Source organism: Brucella sp. TWI432, assembly GCF_039674445.1.
GTDB classification, from domain to species: domain Bacteria; phylum Pseudomonadota; class Alphaproteobacteria; order Rhizobiales; family Rhizobiaceae; genus Brucella; species Brucella chromiisoli.
Map to the genome: position 1 here is coordinate 18,795 of NZ_JBDJNL010000022.1, position 15,162 is coordinate 33,956.

Here is a 15,162-nt window from a genome sequence, read left to right on the forward strand (position 1 = left end):
TGTTTTATCGACATCGAAACCCTTAATAGCACTGTACCATGTTGCCGGTTTGAACGCATGTGGCTCGATTAGCTGCTGAGGCTTTCTGCAGCTCAATATACTGCTGAACCATATGCGCATTTCGAGCGCGGTTGTAATTCTCTGCATTAGCTTCAATCGATACGCATTGTTGGAATGCTTGTGTGTTAGGCTTTAGACCTTGTTTGGCGCACTTAACGCCAATCTGTTTCCCGAGTGTTTGTAGCTCGGCATAATTCATAGCTTCAATTGGTTTAGTTTGGCACCCAGCAACAGCCAGTATGCATGCAATGACTGCAATCGACTTCATCCCAACCCCTTAACTATCGCCAAGCGCACCATACCGCATTCAATTTAATCTTTAAAGAACGGATCGCCTTGGCCTGACACAGGGCTAAAGCCAGTAAGGAGTTGCCTCGTCCATGACAGAAGTTCAAGTTCACGTAGGTCAGCCTCATGTCTCCGCTGCTGATAAGCGGTGGTTAAATTCTCTAAAAACCTTTGCTGAAATCCAGCGTTTGTTTCGTCAAGAGTTTTTACGATGCAAGTCGCAAGGACAGCTACCCCCGACGCTAGAGCGTTTAGATCAGATTGCTGCTGAGTTTCATCAGTCGCGGTCATAAATTAGCCCTCCGTTGTTAACTCAACCAATCAAGCCGAGTCTTTCAACATTAGCGATTCATACTAAAGTTCAATCGATCAGAGCCGCTCCACTTGGGGCGGCTTTTTCTATGGAGAAAGCAATGGCAACATCACCTTATGATTTTGCTCTGACGAAGCTGGGGAAGAATGAGGCTCCAGATCGCGCTGACCTCATGGAATACATGAAGAACGGCGGGGTAAACCTAGACCCAAAAACTACCGCGTGGTGCGCTGCATTTGTGAACGCTTCGCTATCGCAAGCAGGGCAGCAAGGAACCGGATCGAATATGGCTCGATCTTTCCTAAAGTGGGGTGAGGGCGTTCAGGAACCGCAGCGCGGCGATCTAGCTGTGTTTACCCGTGGTGATCCGAACGGCCCTTTTGGACATGTCGGATTCTTTGACAGCATGACCCTGGACGGCAAAATCCGCGTGCTCGGCGGCAATCAAGGCAACGCGGTTAGTTATGCAAACTACGACCCGTCTCAGCTTCTTGGCTACAGACGTTCAATTTCAAGCCAAGTCGCGTCACAGCAAGCATCCCCGCCTCAGGCATCAGGAACGCCAGCCCCGGGAATGGGTGAGCCAATAAACATCGGATCGCAGTCGCAGGGCGGTATTATGGGAGCATTTGCCCCACCGCCTCAACAGCAACAGCCGAGCTTCATGGCTGGTGTCGATCAGATCAAAAACGGCAATTACCTCGACGGCGTGGGTCAGATGTTCGGTTCAATGTCAGCCGGCGGTGGGCAGCAACAGGCTCCGCAGGCTCCTGCAATGCAGCTTGCGCCGGTTCAAGGGCCTTCGGGCCAGCAAGCAACAGCTTTGGCCAATTATGTTCAAGCCCTTTTAGGAAAGAAGGTATCAAATGGTTAGTCTCGGTATGGGTTTACTTGGTGGTGCTGCTACTGGTGCCGCATCTAGTGGTCTTGCGGGTGGCTTAACAAGCGGATTGGCAAACGGTTCAATAAATGGGCTGACAGGATTCGGCAAGGCAATGCAAGACGTGCAGGGCATCGGCAAGATGCTCGGCGCAGGTGGAGGTGGTGGCGGCGGTGCTGCGCCGGGTATGAGCGGACAGAGCGCGCAGCCCCAATACGGCAGCAATTCAGGCGATGCATTGGCCGGATATGTTTTGCAGCTTTTGAACAATGGAAAGCAGGTGCGCTAATGAGCAGTATTTATGACTGGTCACTTCTGGCTGCATCTAATGCTAATTCTGATGATAATATCAACTGGCAGGAAGGACAGCCACCTTCGACGGTGAACAACTCGGCTCGCTCTATGATGCAGCGGATGAGGGAATTAGTTTCTGACCTTGGCGGCATAACAGCAACTCAAGGCACAGCGAATGTTCTGACATTCAATGCAAAAAGTCCATTCTCGTCTTATGTTGATGGTATCCGCCTCACAATAAGAGCCGCAAATACAAACACAGGTTCAGCGTCTCTCAACGTCAATTCAATTGGCTCTAAGACGATTTTCACAATCACAACGTCTGGTGTACTTCCACTCGTTGCCGGTCAGATTAGGATGGGAGGCATTTACGACCTCGTATACAGTTCGAGTTTGGGCGATGGATCAGGCGGCTGGTTTCTGCTCAACCCAACCGATCAGCAATATGTTCCTACAGGTGCTGTAATTTGCCTTGCAGCGCCAATAATCCCCAACGGGTATTTGTATTGTAATGGTCAAACTGTCTCACGAACGACCCATGCGGCGCTGTTTTCTGCCATTGGAACGCGATATGGGGCAGGGGATGGATCAACAACATTCGCACTTCCAGATTATCGCGGCGTGTTTATTCGCGGATGGGATGACGGGCGGGGCGTGGATGGGGGTCGAGCATTTGCAAGCTGGCAAGATAATCAAAATCAGTCACACAGTCATTCAGTATCTGGAACGACAGCATCTGGCGGGAATCATCGCCATGAATATCTTGACGCTAATGTGGGCGGGCAGAGCATCGGAACCGGTATCACACACAGCAATGGAACTGCGCGCGCATCTTTAAACGCGCAAACGTCCTACTCTGGCGATCATTCTCATTCGTTCAGTGGCACATCTTCCTCGTCGGGCGGCAATGAATCGCGCCCTGTGAACCTATCCGCATTCTACGCGATTAAGACGTGACACCATGGCTGACACAGTTCTTCCATTCTCGGTATCTGGTTCAGTCGATCCCGGCAAAATCCGCGTTGTTTTGTTTGCCAATAATCGGTTTGTCCATATCGCACTCGCTGACCTCATCAAGCCTTTGACTGATGAAATAGCGTCTCTCAAAACCCGTATTGAAACATTGGAGGGCTAAGAATGGCCGTTCCTTATCATACCCATACTTTTGAAATCCCGCAGGCGACCAAAGATGATGTTTTGGCCGGAGTTTCAACGGATAAAGCCGTAGTTCCTGCTGCACTTGGCACGGCATCGACAAAAAACATTGAAGATTTTGCAACCGCCTCTCAGGGTCAAAACGCTGATAATGCAGTACAGCCTAGCGACCTAGCTCCAGTTGCCATTTCCGGGAGCTATCCTGACTTGATCAATCGTCCGACACTTGGAACGGCAGCTGCGCAAGATTCAACGGCATTCGCAACAGCTTTGCAGGGCGGTAAAGCTGATACAGCGGTACAGCCGTCCGGTCTAGGCAGCGCTGCTTATCAAAGTGCCTCATCGTTTGCCACGTCGTCTCAAGGCTCCAAGGCGGATACCGCTATTCAGGCACCGGGCGGGGCAACGGGTCAAGTTCTCACAAAAAATAGCGGAGCTGATGGTGACGTGGCATGGCAAACGGTAGCCGCAGCAACTGCTGTTTCTTACGCGCCTCAGACACTTACTTCTCCGCAGCAGACGCAAGCCCGCGATAATATAGGTGCTCCCTCAACAGCGATAGCCAGCACGTCTGCGAATGGCCTTATGTCATCAACTGATAAAGCCAAAATAAACGGAATTGCTGCTGGAGCGCAGGTTAATACGGTTACATCTGTTGCCGGAAAAACAGGGGCCGTTTCCCTCACAAAAGGTGATGTTGGGCTTGGAAACGTCGACAACACGGCAGATGCAAATAAAAGCGTAAGCTATGCAGCCAGTGCCAATTGGTCCAACAATGCAAATAATGCCACTAATGCTAACACTGTAGGCGGTAGATCGGTTCAAGAGGCCGTAGCATTGTTAGGGGCTGATTGGGTTGGGTCATATGCATTTCTTCGTTGGGGTGGCAGCACGGTTGCAGCTCCCGGCGTTGAAACACCAGGCGCAAACCTCAGTCGCACAGATGGAACGGGTGGCGATTGGGGGTCACCGCCTCAAGGTTCATGGCGACTTATGTCTGGAGCAGGGGTCGCCAGCAACCAAGCGCGTTTAAGTCTTTGGAAGAGGATTGCATAATGACAAACGAAGTTGCTACTTCGGAAGGTAATAACGCAGTTCGGACAGTTATTGATGTGCGCAACCCAGTGTGGGACAATCAAGAGAACACACAGTTTACTGCTGACGTTCATTTTAGCGAGTTAACTGGAAGCGGTTTTATACCTTTCACGGCAGTGGTTAATGCTGATACTGCACATGGCTTGCTGATCTGGGAAAATGCTAATGCCGGTAAGTACGGACCTATCGCTGCATACGTTGCGCCTGAACCTCAGCCGGTCGTCGTGGTTATCCCTGCCGTCACCCTCTGGGAGCGTCTGACGGAAACAGAAGCCGAGCAAGTGGCCGAGGTGATGAAAACGCAATCGGTTCGCACCGTCCAGATTTTCAACAACGCCACGACCTTCCGATCAGATCATGAGCTTTGGCCGCTGCTTGAGCAGATAGCGCATGATCTATTCGGAGCAGCGCGAGCCTCCGAACTTTTAGCCCCATAAGTCACCACCACCAACCCACCCGACCGCACCGCCGCAAGGCGGTTTTTTATTGCCGAAAGGAAATAAAGAAAAGCCCCGGCAGCACGGGGGTACATACCGAGGCCGCGCTTTGCATGATGCGGGGGCATCAAAGCGCAATCCATCATCTCACAAAAATAGGAAAACACAATGACACGACGCATTAACGCGGCGGGGCTTTCGCTCATCAAACAGTGGGAAGGCCTAAGAACAACAGCTTATCGTGACGTAGCTTCAGTTCTAACCATCGGCTACGGCCACACAAGCGCGGCAGGCGCTCCAAAGGTCACGCCGGGCATGGCGATTGGTGGCAATGAAGCCGAGCGCATTCTGAAAGCCGATCTTGCAAAGTTCGAATCGCGTGTTGAGCGTCTGGTCAAGGTGCCTCTGACTGACAATCAGTTTGCGGTCCTTGTGTCGTTCGACTTCAATACCGGTGCGCTGCATAAATCCACGCTGCTCAAAAAGCTCAACAAAGGTGATTATGACGCAGTGCCGGGTGAACTGGCAAAGTGGGTTAATGCTGGCGGCAAGAAGGTTCAGGGCCTTGTCAACCGCCGTGCTGCCGAGGCTGGTCTATGGGCTAAGGGTGCTTTCGTATCGTCAAACACGGTCACAGCCACCACGAAGGCGAACAAAACTGATGTGGCTACTATAGGCGGCGCTGGCGCTGCTGGTGCGGCTGCAACCGTTGGCCCTGTCATCCCTGAGATTGTCAGCACCATTTCCAACCAGCAGGACGAGCTATCAAGCGGTCAGTGGGTTCGCGTTGCGATAGCAGCTGTCATCGTTGGTTTAGCTCTCTGGGGCATTTATAGGAAAACCCGGTCATGATCTGGGCCTTAATCCCGAACTGGTTGAAGATGACCGCCGCCGCTGTTCTGGCGGTTTTTTTGTGTCTGGCCGCTGGGTATGTGGCCGGCAAGCGTGACGGCAAGTCAATCACCGAAACCAAAATCGAAAGACAGAACAATGAAGCGACTGAGAAAGCCCTTGGTGCTGTGCTCAATTATGATGAGTGCATTGACGCTGGCGGGGTGTGGACATTCAGGACCGGCAAATGTGAGCGGCGTCCGTAGCGTTCTTGGAACTGATTTGCTCGGCGCGCGCGGCGCAACTGACGCGGATCAGCGAAAGATCGACCGCACAATCGTCCGAGGCTGCGCCGGTGGCGTCTGGTCGAAAGACGAATGCGCAAAGCATGATGCGAAATAAGAGGGGCAAGGGTCAGTGAGTTCACCAATGCCAGAGACAGAAGCAGACCTTCGCGCCCGCGTCGTCGGGCTGGAACAAGCGACACAGACCACTAATCAGCGGCTTGCCACGCTAGAGACTTGGCAGCGTCAGCGAGAGATAGAAAGCGCTCGTAATGATGAAAGATGGGTGGCGATGGAAGCGCGCATTGATACGCGCTTTTCGGGGCTGGAAGGCTCGGTAAAAAGCATCTTGTCTTCGCTATCTCGCATCAACTGGATGATTATTGGCGGACTAGTCGCAGCCTTTGTTGCCTTCGTCGTCGGTGGTGGTTTGAAGTCTTTTTGAATGCAGTCAACAAAAAAAGCCGCCCGAATGGACTGGGCGGCTTCTGATGTTTTTCTAAAAATGTTTAGAACTTGTAGTTCACACCAACACGAATTTCACTAACATCTGTTTTGAACCGGCGTTCACCCGATGCATTCGGAAAGTTCGGGTCAGTAATAGTGACGGTCTTCTTGCCATAGTTGGAATACAGATATTCCGTCTTAAGTGTCCAGTTGTTTGTCACAGCATATTCGACGCCAGCGCCGATGCTATAACCAACCGAAACCTTTGATGACGAATTTTCGAAGTTAGGACGAGCGGTTCCAGAACGGCAAGAAGTGCTACCCGCAGGGAATAGGATCGGGTCTAAACCGTTCTTATCAGAACAGCCGACTGAATGTTTCAGATCAGCCCATGCGACACCACCTGTGACATATGGCAAGAAGCGGTCCGCTGCGTAGCCGAGGCGGGCGCGAACGGTACCGTGCGTACCAATCTTATCCTTGGTGTAATAAGTGCTGTACTGCGCGTTGTCGTACCAGTTTCTTTTAATAGAGCCGAAAGATACATCAGCTTCAGCGCCAAGCACTACGTTGTTATCAAGCTGCCAATTATAGCCAGCCTGAACACCACCAAATCCACCATGCAGTTTCTTTTCAGGCGCTACAGGATTGTAAACATCCTCAGTTTTACCCCAGCCATAACCGGCGTGTGCACCGACGTATACGCCGCTCCAGCTGAAAGTTGGTTCAGCAACGACAACAGCAGCTGGCTCTTCATATACAATAGCATCGGCTGCAAAAGCAGCTGATGAAAGCATTGCGCTGGCTGCAACTGCTAGTATGATACGCATTTTATACCCCTTAGCCTAAATTTTAGTCAGTCTGCAATCAAGCGTTTTAGCCATGAGAATGCTAGTGCAATTGTGCAACACTGGATTGCTAAGGGCGAAAGCGCCGTTGATAGTTAACGAAATGCCACCGGATTACTTTCCACATCATGTACAGAAGTGAAGATTTCCGCGATATCCTTCAAAGGATAGACTCAGGGCAGAAGAAGGGGAGTTGAGGCCCCTTTTTGGTTTACAGCTTGACACGTAACATATTGATTGTTTTAGGCCGTGATATTACGAAAAAGTAAACTGGGTCTGTGTAATTAATTGTTTTTATTTATTTATTTGAAACGCCTACCCGACTGGGGGTCAAGGGGTCGTGGGTTCGAATCCCGCCGCTCCGACCATTTTCCTTTAATAATGCAAGTATGTCTTAGTCTGATCTTCGGTCGGGTTGAATAAAAATGCCCCTGTCGTAACAGGGGCAGTTTAACTTTTATGCAATTGATGAGGATCGTGCAAAGGGGGTGTTTAACGATCCTTTTGATGAAGTATATTTGGCTTTCTTTTTAAAGACTGACTTTAAAAATTTCCTGCTTTTTGAAACAACGTAATTAGAACTTATTTTCATGTGTGTTTCAATCATACTTGTGTGCTCACAATAAAATTGAAAAATGGCGGATGTCATTGATGGCTATCTTGTTATAAAAATTCATCAATTCGCTGTTCAATAAACGGTTTATATGTAAGGCTTCTTAAATGAGCTTATTGGTTGAAATCATAAAATATGTATCGATTGTCGTGATTGGCTTGCTGCCTATTATGAATCCTCTGACGACAATTCCGATATATATGTCGCTGACAAAGCGAATGAGTGCAGAGAATAAGCGAGCGCAAGCACGAAAAGCCTGCATTTATGCATTTTCGATCCTTATCGTGTTCATGCTGCTGGGGAACGGAATTATCTCGCTTTTTAGCATATCTATGCCGGGGATTCGTGTCGCGGGTGGCATTATCATCATGATCCTGGCGCTTCGCATGATTTTTTCAGGCGAGGACACATCATCCGAAGTGGATGCGGCTCCGGTCGATATTAAGAAAGCTGATCTGGATTACTCGTTTTCACCTCTGGCAATGCCGAGCCTTGCAGGTCCGGGCTCAATTGCTGTCGTGATGAGTTTTTCATCTCAGGTTCCGACGGATCATAACGTTCTGGGATACATTATCATCGCCATTGGCATCGCGATTGTCGTTGGCATTGCATATGTCGCCCTCTCATCTGCAAGCTGGATTGAGAAAGCGTTAGGTGAGCATGGGATGCAGGCTGTAACGAAAATTATGGGCTTTCTGCTGACTTGTGTAGCCGTGCAGTTTCTGGCCTCCGGTGTTCGTGATTTCGTTATAGAATTCAGTAAGTTTTCCTGATTTGCCCATGATATAGCGCGCCCACGGCGCCGGTAATAGAGCATTTCCAGCAAAAGTGCGAAGCGGTTTTGCGCGGGATAATGCGTGAAAGCAGGGAAAGGCATTTCCAGCAAAAGTGCGTAGCGGTTTTGCGCGGGGTAATGCGTGAAAACAGACAAATAATTAGAGCATTTCCAATGGCTCAATCCAAACAGGAAATGCTCTAATTGCCGCGCTCAATAGGCGTTTTCCGTATTGAGAAGTCTGACCGGTGTGAGAAACAGGATTTTCAGATCGAACCAGAGGGACCAGTTTTCGATGTAGTAGAGATCAAATTCTGTGCGCATCCTGATCTTGTCTTCATTATCGATTTCACCGCGCCAGCCATTGATCTGTGCCCAGCCTGTTACGCCCGGTTTCACACGATGGCGGGCGAAATACCCATCGACAACTTCATTAAAAAGCACATTGTGCGAATGCGCTGCGACCGCATGCGGACGCGGGCCGACGAGTGATAGCGAACCGGACAGTGAATTGAAGAACTGCGGTAATTCATCAATGGATGCCTTGCGAATAAATCTACCCACCCGCGTTACGCGCGGATCGTTTCTGCTCACAGCATTGCGTGCAGTCGCATCGGTTTGCTCAGTATACATTGAGCGGAATTTCCAGACATTGATAATTTCATTGTTAAAGCCATGGCGCTTTTGCTTGAAAAGCACGGGGCCTTTGCTGTCCAGCTTGATGGCAATCGCTGTTGCAAGCATGATGGGAGAAAGAAAGATAATGCCAAGCAGGCTGAATACGATATCAAAAATGCGCTTGGCGACCGAATCCCAGTCATTGATCGGCTTGTCGAAAATATCGAGCATCGGCACGGTGCCAATATAGGAATAGGCGCGCGGTCGAAACCGGATGTGACTGTTGAGCGCCGACAAGCGTATATCGACGGGCAGAACCCAGAGCTTGTTCAGGATCGTAAGAATGCGCTCTTCAGCGCTGATAGGCAGCGACACAATAAGCATGTCGATATGCGCTATACGTGCAAATTCGATCAATTCCTTGATATTGCCAAGCTTGGGATAGCCTGCAACCACCGGCGGGGATCGCTTGTCATCGCGGTCATCAAAAATGCCGCAAATACGGATATCATTATCGGCTTGTTGTTCCAGCGAACGGATCAGCGCTTCGGCATTGGGGCCACCACCGACAATGACTGCGCGCCGCTCCATAATGCCGTTGCGCGCCCAGCGGCGAATACGCCATGAGACGAACAGGCGCGAGATCATGAGGATAATCAGCCCACTCAGCGCCCAGATCAGGAACCACGCACGCGAGAAGTCGGAAGAAACCTTGAACAGGAAGCCCGTAACGGCCACAAGCCCCAATATTGTCGCCCATGTCATGAAAACCCGTTTCAGATGGCGGCTTGGACTACGCAGAATATGGATCTGGTATCCATTGTTCATTTCCATAAGCAGCACAAACAGTGCGCCGCTGACGATCATAACGAGGAAATAATAGGCGATATGCGGCGTGCTGAAGCTGACATAGGAAGCAAGACTGACGATACCTGTTATAAGAATGATCGCGAATTCAATAAGACGTATGACACCGCTGAACATGCTCGGAGACAGTGGGTCACGCGCATATTGCTCAGCCATCTGGCGCGCCATAGGATTGAGCTCGACCTGTTCCTGCGACCCGGAACGGTCCTGCTGATCGGGCTTGTTTTTTTCCGGATCAACTGGAGAAGTCATATCAGTATTCCGCAAAGTTTTGCTCCCAAGGTCCCAAGCGCCTGCGCATATTTAGCCGTAAATCCTAAGGAAATACTGATTAAAAATGCACGATCGCTCTGAGAGTGTCAGGATCGTGCCAGACGGTAAACCAATTCTATAGAATGGGCGACCACATGGCGATGCCAGCAATTTTTCGATTAAAAACGCAGCTGGGCTACGGCGTTTTTTGTCGAAGTGCAGGCGGCCGCCTAGGGGTGAATGGATACGGGCTACGCGAGACTTAAAAACCCGTAGAGCTGAGCCGGACAGGCAGGTAAAAACGCCGCCTTGGGCGCCTCGTCCGTGCAGGGTGTCCGGCTGCAATTTCTTGATGATGCGATGGGCTTTGTCGGCGGCTCGAACGTCACCGATGCCGATATATTGCTGTTTGTCGATGAGATCGCAGTCACGGCGGAGCAAGCGACCCGCGGATTTGCGAAAACAGTGGGTGATCGGTAAGCGTGCGTCATCAGACATTGATCGCCATCAGAACAGACGCTCGCGCACATAAATTGTGTCGCCGGGCAGGACCGGATCAGTGATCAACACGCGCCCCGTAATAACCTTTTCGTTGATTGTGCGGGTGATATCGACATTTTCCTGATTGGCGCGTGGCGAAAAACCGCCCGCCGCCGCAATTGCCTTTTGCACCGTCATCCCCGGGACGTAGGAATATTGGCCCGAGCCGCCCACTTCACCCATGATGAAGATCGGACGATAGCGGTCAACTTCAACGCTCACATCAGGATCGCGCAAATAACCACCGCGCAGTTTTGACGCGATAATTCCTTCAAGCTGCTTGACGGTCTTGCCGCTCGCCGGAACGCTGCCAACAAGCGGAAATGCGATATAACCGGACTGATCGACACTGTAATTATTGGTCAGGCTTGCTTGTTCAAACACTGTAATGCGCACACGATCACCGGCATTGAGCAGATAGGGTTCGGTTAGCGCGGCATGAAAGGCTGGCGGGGCAGGGCGATAGCTTGAACATGCGGAAAGCATCATCGCCGCAAGGCCGAGCGCAACAAGAGCCATTTGGCCTCCGCGCTGTCTATGAGTTTTCTGCATCGTCATTTTCGCCTCGGTTTCTTCCGAAAAGCATTGCCCCATCACAGATTCGGGTCAAAAGATCCAAATGCTGTGAATGATGTTATCGATTGATTAGCGTTAATGGCTGGTAAAGAACCTCACTTGTGGTGAAAAAAACTTGTCGTAAGCAGGGGGAATTCCAAAGCATAACTGCCAAAAACGGGAGCCGGTTTCAGGTTAAGGACATGCCTACAAACAGAGACCACTAACCTCGCGGTTTAACGCTCTGGTTACCTTGTTCGTTTACTTTTAGAAAAGAAATAGGCCTCATTCCTGTGAATAGGCGAGGATGATTGCGCGATACTGCAAAGACGGGTATCGGGCGGAGTACCGAAATGTCCCTGATTGATGGCCTGTCGAAACATATAGACATTGATATTGGTGCGCTTTTTGCGAGCTTGCGCCGCAATTGGCTGTTGATCTTTGGTGGTGCGATCGCTCTTGCCATTCTGGCGTGGATTGTTTGCTTTCTCATTGTGCCTGACTACCGCGCTCAAGCCCGTATACAGATTGAATCACGCGAGCCGGGGGTTGCGCGTCTTAATGGTGAAACAACGACCAAGCGGCTGCTCATGGATCCGGAAGGGATGAAAACTCAGGTCGAGGTTCTCACTTCCGGTGCCTTGCTCAAACAGGTCTCTGACAGGCTCGGTCTTGCTGAAGAAGCGGCATTTACCGCAACAAATATAAAGCCTTGGACACGCGTGTTGATTCTTCTTGGCATGCACGATGATCCGGCTGACCAGTCGCCGGACGAACGTGTTTTGCAAAAGCTGCGTCAGAACTTGCAGGTTTTCAGCGATACCGGATCAAGTGCGATCATTGTGCAATATGCGTCTTCAAATGCAAACAAAGCCGCAGAGATCGCCAACGCTGTAGCTGAGGCATATATCGCGCTGCATGATACAGCAAGGCTCGAATCCTATGATGACGCAAGGGGTTGGCTTGCGCAGGAGATTGAGGGCTTGCGCGGCAAGGTCCACGCTTCAGAAGCAAAGATTGCGGCTTATCGGGCTGCAAAAGTGCCGCTGGCAGCGCAGGCCAACAGTTCGATTGCGCCCGAGAAAATCGTAGAAGTGAGAAGCCAACTCACACATTTGCGCGCTGATCGCGCGGCATTGGAAGCACGCGCCGAGGCTGTGCGTCAGGCGATTGCGTCCGGGGTTGATGGTGATGCTTTGCCTGTTGATGTTACGTCGGGCACGATGCAACGGCTGGCAGAACGTCGTATTGAACTCAATTCACAGATTGCTGATCTCTCTTTGACGCTGCTTGAGGAGCATCCACGTATTAAAGCCCTGAGATCGCAGCTTGTTGATGTTGAGCATCAGATCAAGGCGGAAGAACGCAAACTGCTTGCAAGCCTCAACGATGAGATAAATGCTGCAAAACTGCATGAAGATGAACTCACAGCTACGTTAAATCGGCTTAGGGCGCAGGAAGCGCAAGCCGGGACGCAGAAAGTGGAACGTCGCGCTCTTGAGCTTGAAGCGGCCACCCAGCGTCAGCTTCTTGAAACCTATCAGACGCGCTATCGCGAAGCCGCGGCACACGCGCGCAGCAATGGTGCCTCGCCATATGCTCGGATATTAGCCCGCGCTGATGTGCCTGCCGCGCCTTACACTCCCAAAACCTTACCGATTGTTAGCGCAACCTTTGTTGTGGGGCTGCTTTTGCTCTCGGCCTTCGTTCTGTTTCGTGAAGTGTTGAACGCCCGTGCTCGGGTGAGCGCTGATGAGCGTCGTTTTGCAACGGTCGAAGAAGTTGCCATGCCGGTGATTGCGGTTGCAACCGGCATGGCGTTTGCTCCTGCTTCGGAGGATCAGCCAGTGCAGCGGTGGACTTCGCCTCTCATGTCAGGCACTTCGGTTATCGCGGATGAAAATCCACATAGTGTGAAATTCGTTGCCGATCGCCTTATGGCAGGCACGTTGAAGCGTGTTATCGCTGTTTCACCCGAAGGTGACAATGCATCGGCTGCAACGGTGAAACTTGTGCGAGAAATTGCAGATCGCGGCAAGCGTGCGATTCTGATCGATATGACCGCCCATGGCACGCTTGGTCTGGTTATGCTTGATGGCAACAATCGCGCTGGAATTACCGAGCTTCTTGCCGGTGAGTGCCGCTTCAACGATGTCATCCATGCGGATCATTATTCTCAGGCGCATATCATGCCGCTTGGCAGGGTCAGGCCGGAAAACGCCATGCGGTCCGCAGATCGGCTGCCATATATTCTGGACGCACTCGAAACGGTCTATGATTTTGTGGTGATTGAATGTGGCCCATCCACATCACGCCAGATACGCCGCATAGCCGATGGTCCGGCAGTGGTCATCATGAATATTGTCGAACCGGACGATAACAGCGTGATTATCGCAGCCCTTGATATGGATCAGGATGGCTATGAGGATGTGATTATTATGATGGATAATTCTCGTCAGGCAGTCGGCTCAGATATTGGGATGCGGCCTCCCGAACCTGATTTCACGCCAAGATCGCATTATTCCTTCGTATAGCCGCATTTTCGGTGCCGAAGGCTGCTTTTTCGTCCCGGTTATCAATCAATGGCGCTTTGGTCGTGGGGGCTGCGCCATCCACCAGATGATCCCCATGGCAGGCACCACCCAGAGAACGCCTGTGAACAGGAAATAGAGCAGATGAACCCACGCGGGTGACTCTGCGAGCTGCGCGACGGCGATGATTGTTGCAAAAACTGCATAGACGATCACAAGGGCGACCAGCAGAAACGTGCCTATGAGTTTTTTCAGCCGAACGGGCATGTCATTCTCCTCTTTATTTGTCATCACTAGCTCGTGAGCAGGTGCAAAGGAAGCGAAAACGCGTCGGCATGTCGCGAGAACTTGTCTTGTAACGCTATCGCCTATGCGGCATGTATCCCTGATCTGAAATTTAAGGATGAGATGGCATGACGGCAGTTTCCGTTCGACAAAGCGATGAGAACAATCGCAGGCTGATCCGTTATTGGCTTTATGCGGTTTTCGTCGTGCTGATTGCGATTGTCATGGTTGGCGGTGCAACCCGCATGACTGGCTCGGGTCTGTCGATCACCGAATGGAAACCCATTCATGGCGTTATTCCACCGCTCAATCATGCAGAATGGCTGGAGGAATTCGATAAATATCGCCAGATTCCGCAATATCAGCAGATCAACAAGGGCATGTCACTGGAAGCATTCCAGTCCATTTTCTGGTGGGAATGGGCACATCGTATGCTTGCGCGCTTCGTGGGCTTTCTGGTTGCCATTCCACTCGCATTTTTCTGGCTGACTGGACGCCTTAATACCACGCTGAAATATCGTATGCTCGGTCTACTCGCATTGGGCGGCTTTCAGGGCGCGATTGGCTGGTGGATGGTGGCATCGGGCTTAAGCGAGCGCACCAGTGTGAGCCAGTATCGCCTTGCAATCCATCTGACAACCGCCTGTATCATCATCACAGCCGTGTTTTATATCGCGCGCGGTCTGGCAAAATATACCGAACGCCCGGCCAAGCGGGCGATCCAGTGCTTTGCCGGATGGCTTGTCTTTGCCGTCTTGGTGCAGATTTATCTGGGCGGTCTGGTTGCTGGCCTTCATGCCGGTCTGACCTACAACACATGGCCATTGATGGATGGTTCGATCATTCCGTCAGACTTGTTTATTCAGTCACCATGGTGGATCAATCTGTTTGAAAATCCAAAGACCGTCCAGTTTGTGCATCGTATGTTTGCATATACGGTTGTGGTCCTTGCCATTCTGCACTTGGTTCAAGTCGGGAAAAATGCAGCCGGAACCACGCATGCCCGCCGCGCAATCGTTTTGCTGGGCCTCATTCTGGTGCAGGCCGCGATTGGTATTGTAACGCTTCTGATGAGTGTCCCGCTTGATCTGGGGCTGACGCACCAGTTCGTCGCACTTATGGTATTGGCCTTTGCTGTTGCTCACTGGCGCGCAACCAAGGGTGCGTATCAGGAATAAAAAAAGCCCGGCTTAA

At 51.2% G+C, this 15,162-nt stretch carries 20 protein-coding genes; 14 read left to right on the forward strand and 6 right to left on the reverse strand.

Going from position 1 to position 15,162, the window contains the following annotated elements; all coding sequences use genetic code 11:
- Window positions 1-22: 22 nt before the first annotated feature.
- Window positions 23-328, reverse strand: a complete 306-nt coding sequence (locus ABE527_RS18985) for a hypothetical protein (protein ID WP_499697962.1) — start codon at window positions 326-328, stop codon at window positions 23-25.
- A gap of 44 nt (window positions 329-372) precedes the next feature.
- Complete coding sequence (locus ABE527_RS18990) at window positions 373-639, reverse strand: hypothetical protein (RefSeq protein ID WP_499697963.1); 267 nt, start codon at window positions 637-639, stop codon at window positions 373-375.
- Between the two features lie 122 nt (window positions 640-761).
- Here ABE527_RS18990 and ABE527_RS18995 point away from each other — a divergent pair, with 122 nt between their 5' ends.
- From ABE527_RS18995 to ABE527_RS19040, 10 genes are all read left to right on the forward strand, one after another.
- Window positions 762-1,535: a TIGR02594 family protein gene (locus ABE527_RS18995; RefSeq protein WP_499697964.1), complete on the forward strand. Its 774-nt coding sequence runs from the start codon at window positions 762-764 to the stop codon at window positions 1,533-1,535.
- The gene (locus ABE527_RS19000; protein WP_499697965.1) at window positions 1,528-1,830 is read left to right on the forward strand and encodes a hypothetical protein; all 303 of its coding nucleotides are present in this window, start codon (window positions 1,528-1,530) and stop codon (window positions 1,828-1,830) included. The genes ABE527_RS18995 and ABE527_RS19000 overlap by 8 nt, the downstream gene beginning before the upstream one ends.
- Window positions 1,830-2,792, forward strand: a complete 963-nt coding sequence (gene bgtC, locus ABE527_RS19005) for a gene transfer agent tail collar protein BgtC (protein WP_499697966.1) — start codon at window positions 1,830-1,832, stop codon at window positions 2,790-2,792. The genes ABE527_RS19000 and bgtC overlap by 1 nt, the downstream gene beginning before the upstream one ends.
- A gap of 4 nt (window positions 2,793-2,796) precedes the next feature.
- The gene (locus ABE527_RS19010) at window positions 2,797-2,970 is read left to right on the forward strand and encodes a hypothetical protein (protein WP_499697967.1); all 174 of its coding nucleotides are present in this window, start codon (window positions 2,797-2,799) and stop codon (window positions 2,968-2,970) included.
- Between the two features lie 2 nt (window positions 2,971-2,972).
- Window positions 2,973-4,046 (forward strand): hypothetical protein, encoded by a 1,074-nt coding sequence (locus ABE527_RS19015; RefSeq protein ID WP_499697968.1) that lies wholly within the window; start codon window positions 2,973-2,975, stop codon window positions 4,044-4,046.
- Entirely contained in the window at window positions 4,046-4,522 is a 477-nt protein-coding gene (locus tag ABE527_RS19020; RefSeq protein ID WP_499697969.1) for a hypothetical protein, read from the forward strand. The genes ABE527_RS19015 and ABE527_RS19020 overlap by 1 nt, the downstream gene beginning before the upstream one ends.
- 168 nt (window positions 4,523-4,690) lie before the next feature.
- Entirely contained in the window at window positions 4,691-5,374 is a 684-nt protein-coding gene (locus ABE527_RS19025) for a lysozyme (RefSeq protein ID WP_499697970.1), read from the forward strand.
- Entirely contained in the window at window positions 5,371-5,619 is a 249-nt protein-coding gene (locus tag ABE527_RS19030) for a hypothetical protein (RefSeq protein WP_499694230.1), read from the forward strand. Before ABE527_RS19025 ends, ABE527_RS19030 begins: the two co-directional genes overlap by 4 nt.
- Entirely contained in the window at window positions 5,513-5,755 is a 243-nt protein-coding gene (locus tag ABE527_RS19035) for a lipoprotein (RefSeq protein WP_499694246.1), read from the forward strand. The genes ABE527_RS19030 and ABE527_RS19035 overlap by 107 nt, the downstream gene beginning before the upstream one ends.
- A gap of 27 nt (window positions 5,756-5,782) precedes the next feature.
- Window positions 5,783-6,082 carry a hypothetical protein gene (locus tag ABE527_RS19040; protein WP_499694229.1) on the forward strand — a complete coding sequence of 100 codons (300 nt, stop codon included), beginning with the start codon at window positions 5,783-5,785 and terminating at the stop codon, window positions 6,080-6,082.
- Between the two features lie 64 nt (window positions 6,083-6,146).
- On the opposite strand, the gene ABE527_RS19045 is transcribed toward ABE527_RS19040, so the two are convergent.
- A complete protein-coding gene (locus ABE527_RS19045) occupies window positions 6,147-6,914 on the reverse strand; it encodes an outer membrane protein (RefSeq protein WP_499694228.1) in 768 nt (255 codons plus the stop codon).
- A gap of 738 nt (window positions 6,915-7,652) precedes the next feature.
- Here ABE527_RS19045 and ABE527_RS19050 point away from each other — a divergent pair.
- Complete coding sequence (locus ABE527_RS19050; RefSeq protein WP_265983443.1) at window positions 7,653-8,318, forward strand: MarC family NAAT transporter; 666 nt, start codon at window positions 7,653-7,655, stop codon at window positions 8,316-8,318.
- Window positions 8,319-8,533: 215 nt separating this feature from the next.
- Here the strand turns inward: ABE527_RS19050 and ABE527_RS19055 are convergent, their stop codons facing one another.
- The gene (locus ABE527_RS19055) at window positions 8,534-10,057 is read right to left on the reverse strand and encodes an undecaprenyl-phosphate glucose phosphotransferase (RefSeq protein ID WP_499697971.1); all 1,524 of its coding nucleotides are present in this window, start codon (window positions 10,055-10,057) and stop codon (window positions 8,534-8,536) included.
- Between the two features lie 324 nt (window positions 10,058-10,381).
- Here ABE527_RS19055 and ABE527_RS19060 point away from each other — a divergent pair, with 324 nt between their 5' ends.
- A complete protein-coding gene (locus ABE527_RS19060; RefSeq protein WP_499697972.1) occupies window positions 10,382-10,537 on the forward strand; it encodes a hypothetical protein in 156 nt (51 codons plus the stop codon).
- Between the two features lie 27 nt (window positions 10,538-10,564).
- Here the strand turns inward: ABE527_RS19060 and ABE527_RS19065 are convergent, their stop codons facing one another.
- Window positions 10,565-11,149, reverse strand: coding sequence for a polysaccharide biosynthesis/export family protein (locus ABE527_RS19065; RefSeq protein WP_323054531.1), 585 nt, complete (start codon window positions 11,147-11,149; stop codon window positions 10,565-10,567).
- A 356-nt stretch (window positions 11,150-11,505) separates the two neighbouring features.
- On the opposite strand from ABE527_RS19065, the gene ABE527_RS19070 reads away from it, so the two are divergent.
- Entirely contained in the window at window positions 11,506-13,686 is a 2,181-nt protein-coding gene (locus ABE527_RS19070) for a GumC family protein (RefSeq protein ID WP_499697973.1), read from the forward strand.
- A 45-nt stretch (window positions 13,687-13,731) separates the two neighbouring features.
- On the opposite strand, the gene ABE527_RS19075 is transcribed toward ABE527_RS19070, so the two are convergent.
- Window positions 13,732-13,950: a DUF2842 domain-containing protein gene (locus ABE527_RS19075; RefSeq protein ID WP_499694224.1), complete on the reverse strand. Its 219-nt coding sequence runs from the start codon at window positions 13,948-13,950 to the stop codon at window positions 13,732-13,734.
- Window positions 13,951-14,096: 146 nt separating this feature from the next.
- Here ABE527_RS19075 and ABE527_RS19080 point away from each other — a divergent pair, with 146 nt between their 5' ends.
- Window positions 14,097-15,146 (forward strand): COX15/CtaA family protein, encoded by a 1,050-nt coding sequence (locus tag ABE527_RS19080; protein WP_499697974.1) that lies wholly within the window; start codon window positions 14,097-14,099, stop codon window positions 15,144-15,146.
- Window positions 15,147-15,162 lie beyond the last annotated feature (16 nt).

Coding starts and splice junctions, on each gene's coding strand:
- ABE527_RS19035 (WP_499694246.1), top strand. CDS start 5,513: ATGAAGCGACTGAGAAAGCCCTTGGTGCTGTGCTCAATTATGATGAGT.
- ABE527_RS19015 (WP_499697968.1), top strand. CDS start 2,973: ATGGCCGTTCCTTATCATACCCATACTTTTGAAATCCCGCAGGCGACC.
- ABE527_RS18990 (WP_499697963.1), bottom strand. CDS start 639: ATGACCGCGACTGATGAAACTCAGCAGCAATCTGATCTAAACGCTCTA.
- ABE527_RS19055 (WP_499697971.1), bottom strand. CDS start 10,057: ATGACTTCTCCAGTTGATCCGGAAAAAAACAAGCCCGATCAGCAGGAC.
- ABE527_RS19080 (WP_499697974.1), top strand. CDS start 14,097: ATGACGGCAGTTTCCGTTCGACAAAGCGATGAGAACAATCGCAGGCTG.
- ABE527_RS19030 (WP_499694230.1), top strand. CDS start 5,371: ATGATCTGGGCCTTAATCCCGAACTGGTTGAAGATGACCGCCGCCGCT.
- bgtC (WP_499697966.1), top strand. CDS start 1,830: ATGAGCAGTATTTATGACTGGTCACTTCTGGCTGCATCTAATGCTAAT.
- ABE527_RS18985 (WP_499697962.1), bottom strand. CDS start 328: ATGAAGTCGATTGCAGTCATTGCATGCATACTGGCTGTTGCTGGGTGC.
- ABE527_RS18995 (WP_499697964.1), top strand. CDS start 762: ATGGCAACATCACCTTATGATTTTGCTCTGACGAAGCTGGGGAAGAAT.
- ABE527_RS19065 (WP_323054531.1), bottom strand. CDS start 11,149: ATGCAGAAAACTCATAGACAGCGCGGAGGCCAAATGGCTCTTGTTGCG.
- ABE527_RS19010 (WP_499697967.1), top strand. CDS start 2,797: ATGGCTGACACAGTTCTTCCATTCTCGGTATCTGGTTCAGTCGATCCC.
- ABE527_RS19000 (WP_499697965.1), top strand. CDS start 1,528: ATGGTTAGTCTCGGTATGGGTTTACTTGGTGGTGCTGCTACTGGTGCC.
- ABE527_RS19070 (WP_499697973.1), top strand. CDS start 11,506: ATGTCCCTGATTGATGGCCTGTCGAAACATATAGACATTGATATTGGT.
- ABE527_RS19075 (WP_499694224.1), bottom strand. CDS start 13,950: ATGCCCGTTCGGCTGAAAAAACTCATAGGCACGTTTCTGCTGGTCGCC.
- ABE527_RS19045 (WP_499694228.1), bottom strand. CDS start 6,914: ATGCGTATCATACTAGCAGTTGCAGCCAGCGCAATGCTTTCATCAGCT.
- ABE527_RS19040 (WP_499694229.1), top strand. CDS start 5,783: ATGCCAGAGACAGAAGCAGACCTTCGCGCCCGCGTCGTCGGGCTGGAA.
- ABE527_RS19050 (WP_265983443.1), top strand. CDS start 7,653: ATGAGCTTATTGGTTGAAATCATAAAATATGTATCGATTGTCGTGATT.
- ABE527_RS19020 (WP_499697969.1), top strand. CDS start 4,046: ATGACAAACGAAGTTGCTACTTCGGAAGGTAATAACGCAGTTCGGACA.
- ABE527_RS19025 (WP_499697970.1), top strand. CDS start 4,691: ATGACACGACGCATTAACGCGGCGGGGCTTTCGCTCATCAAACAGTGG.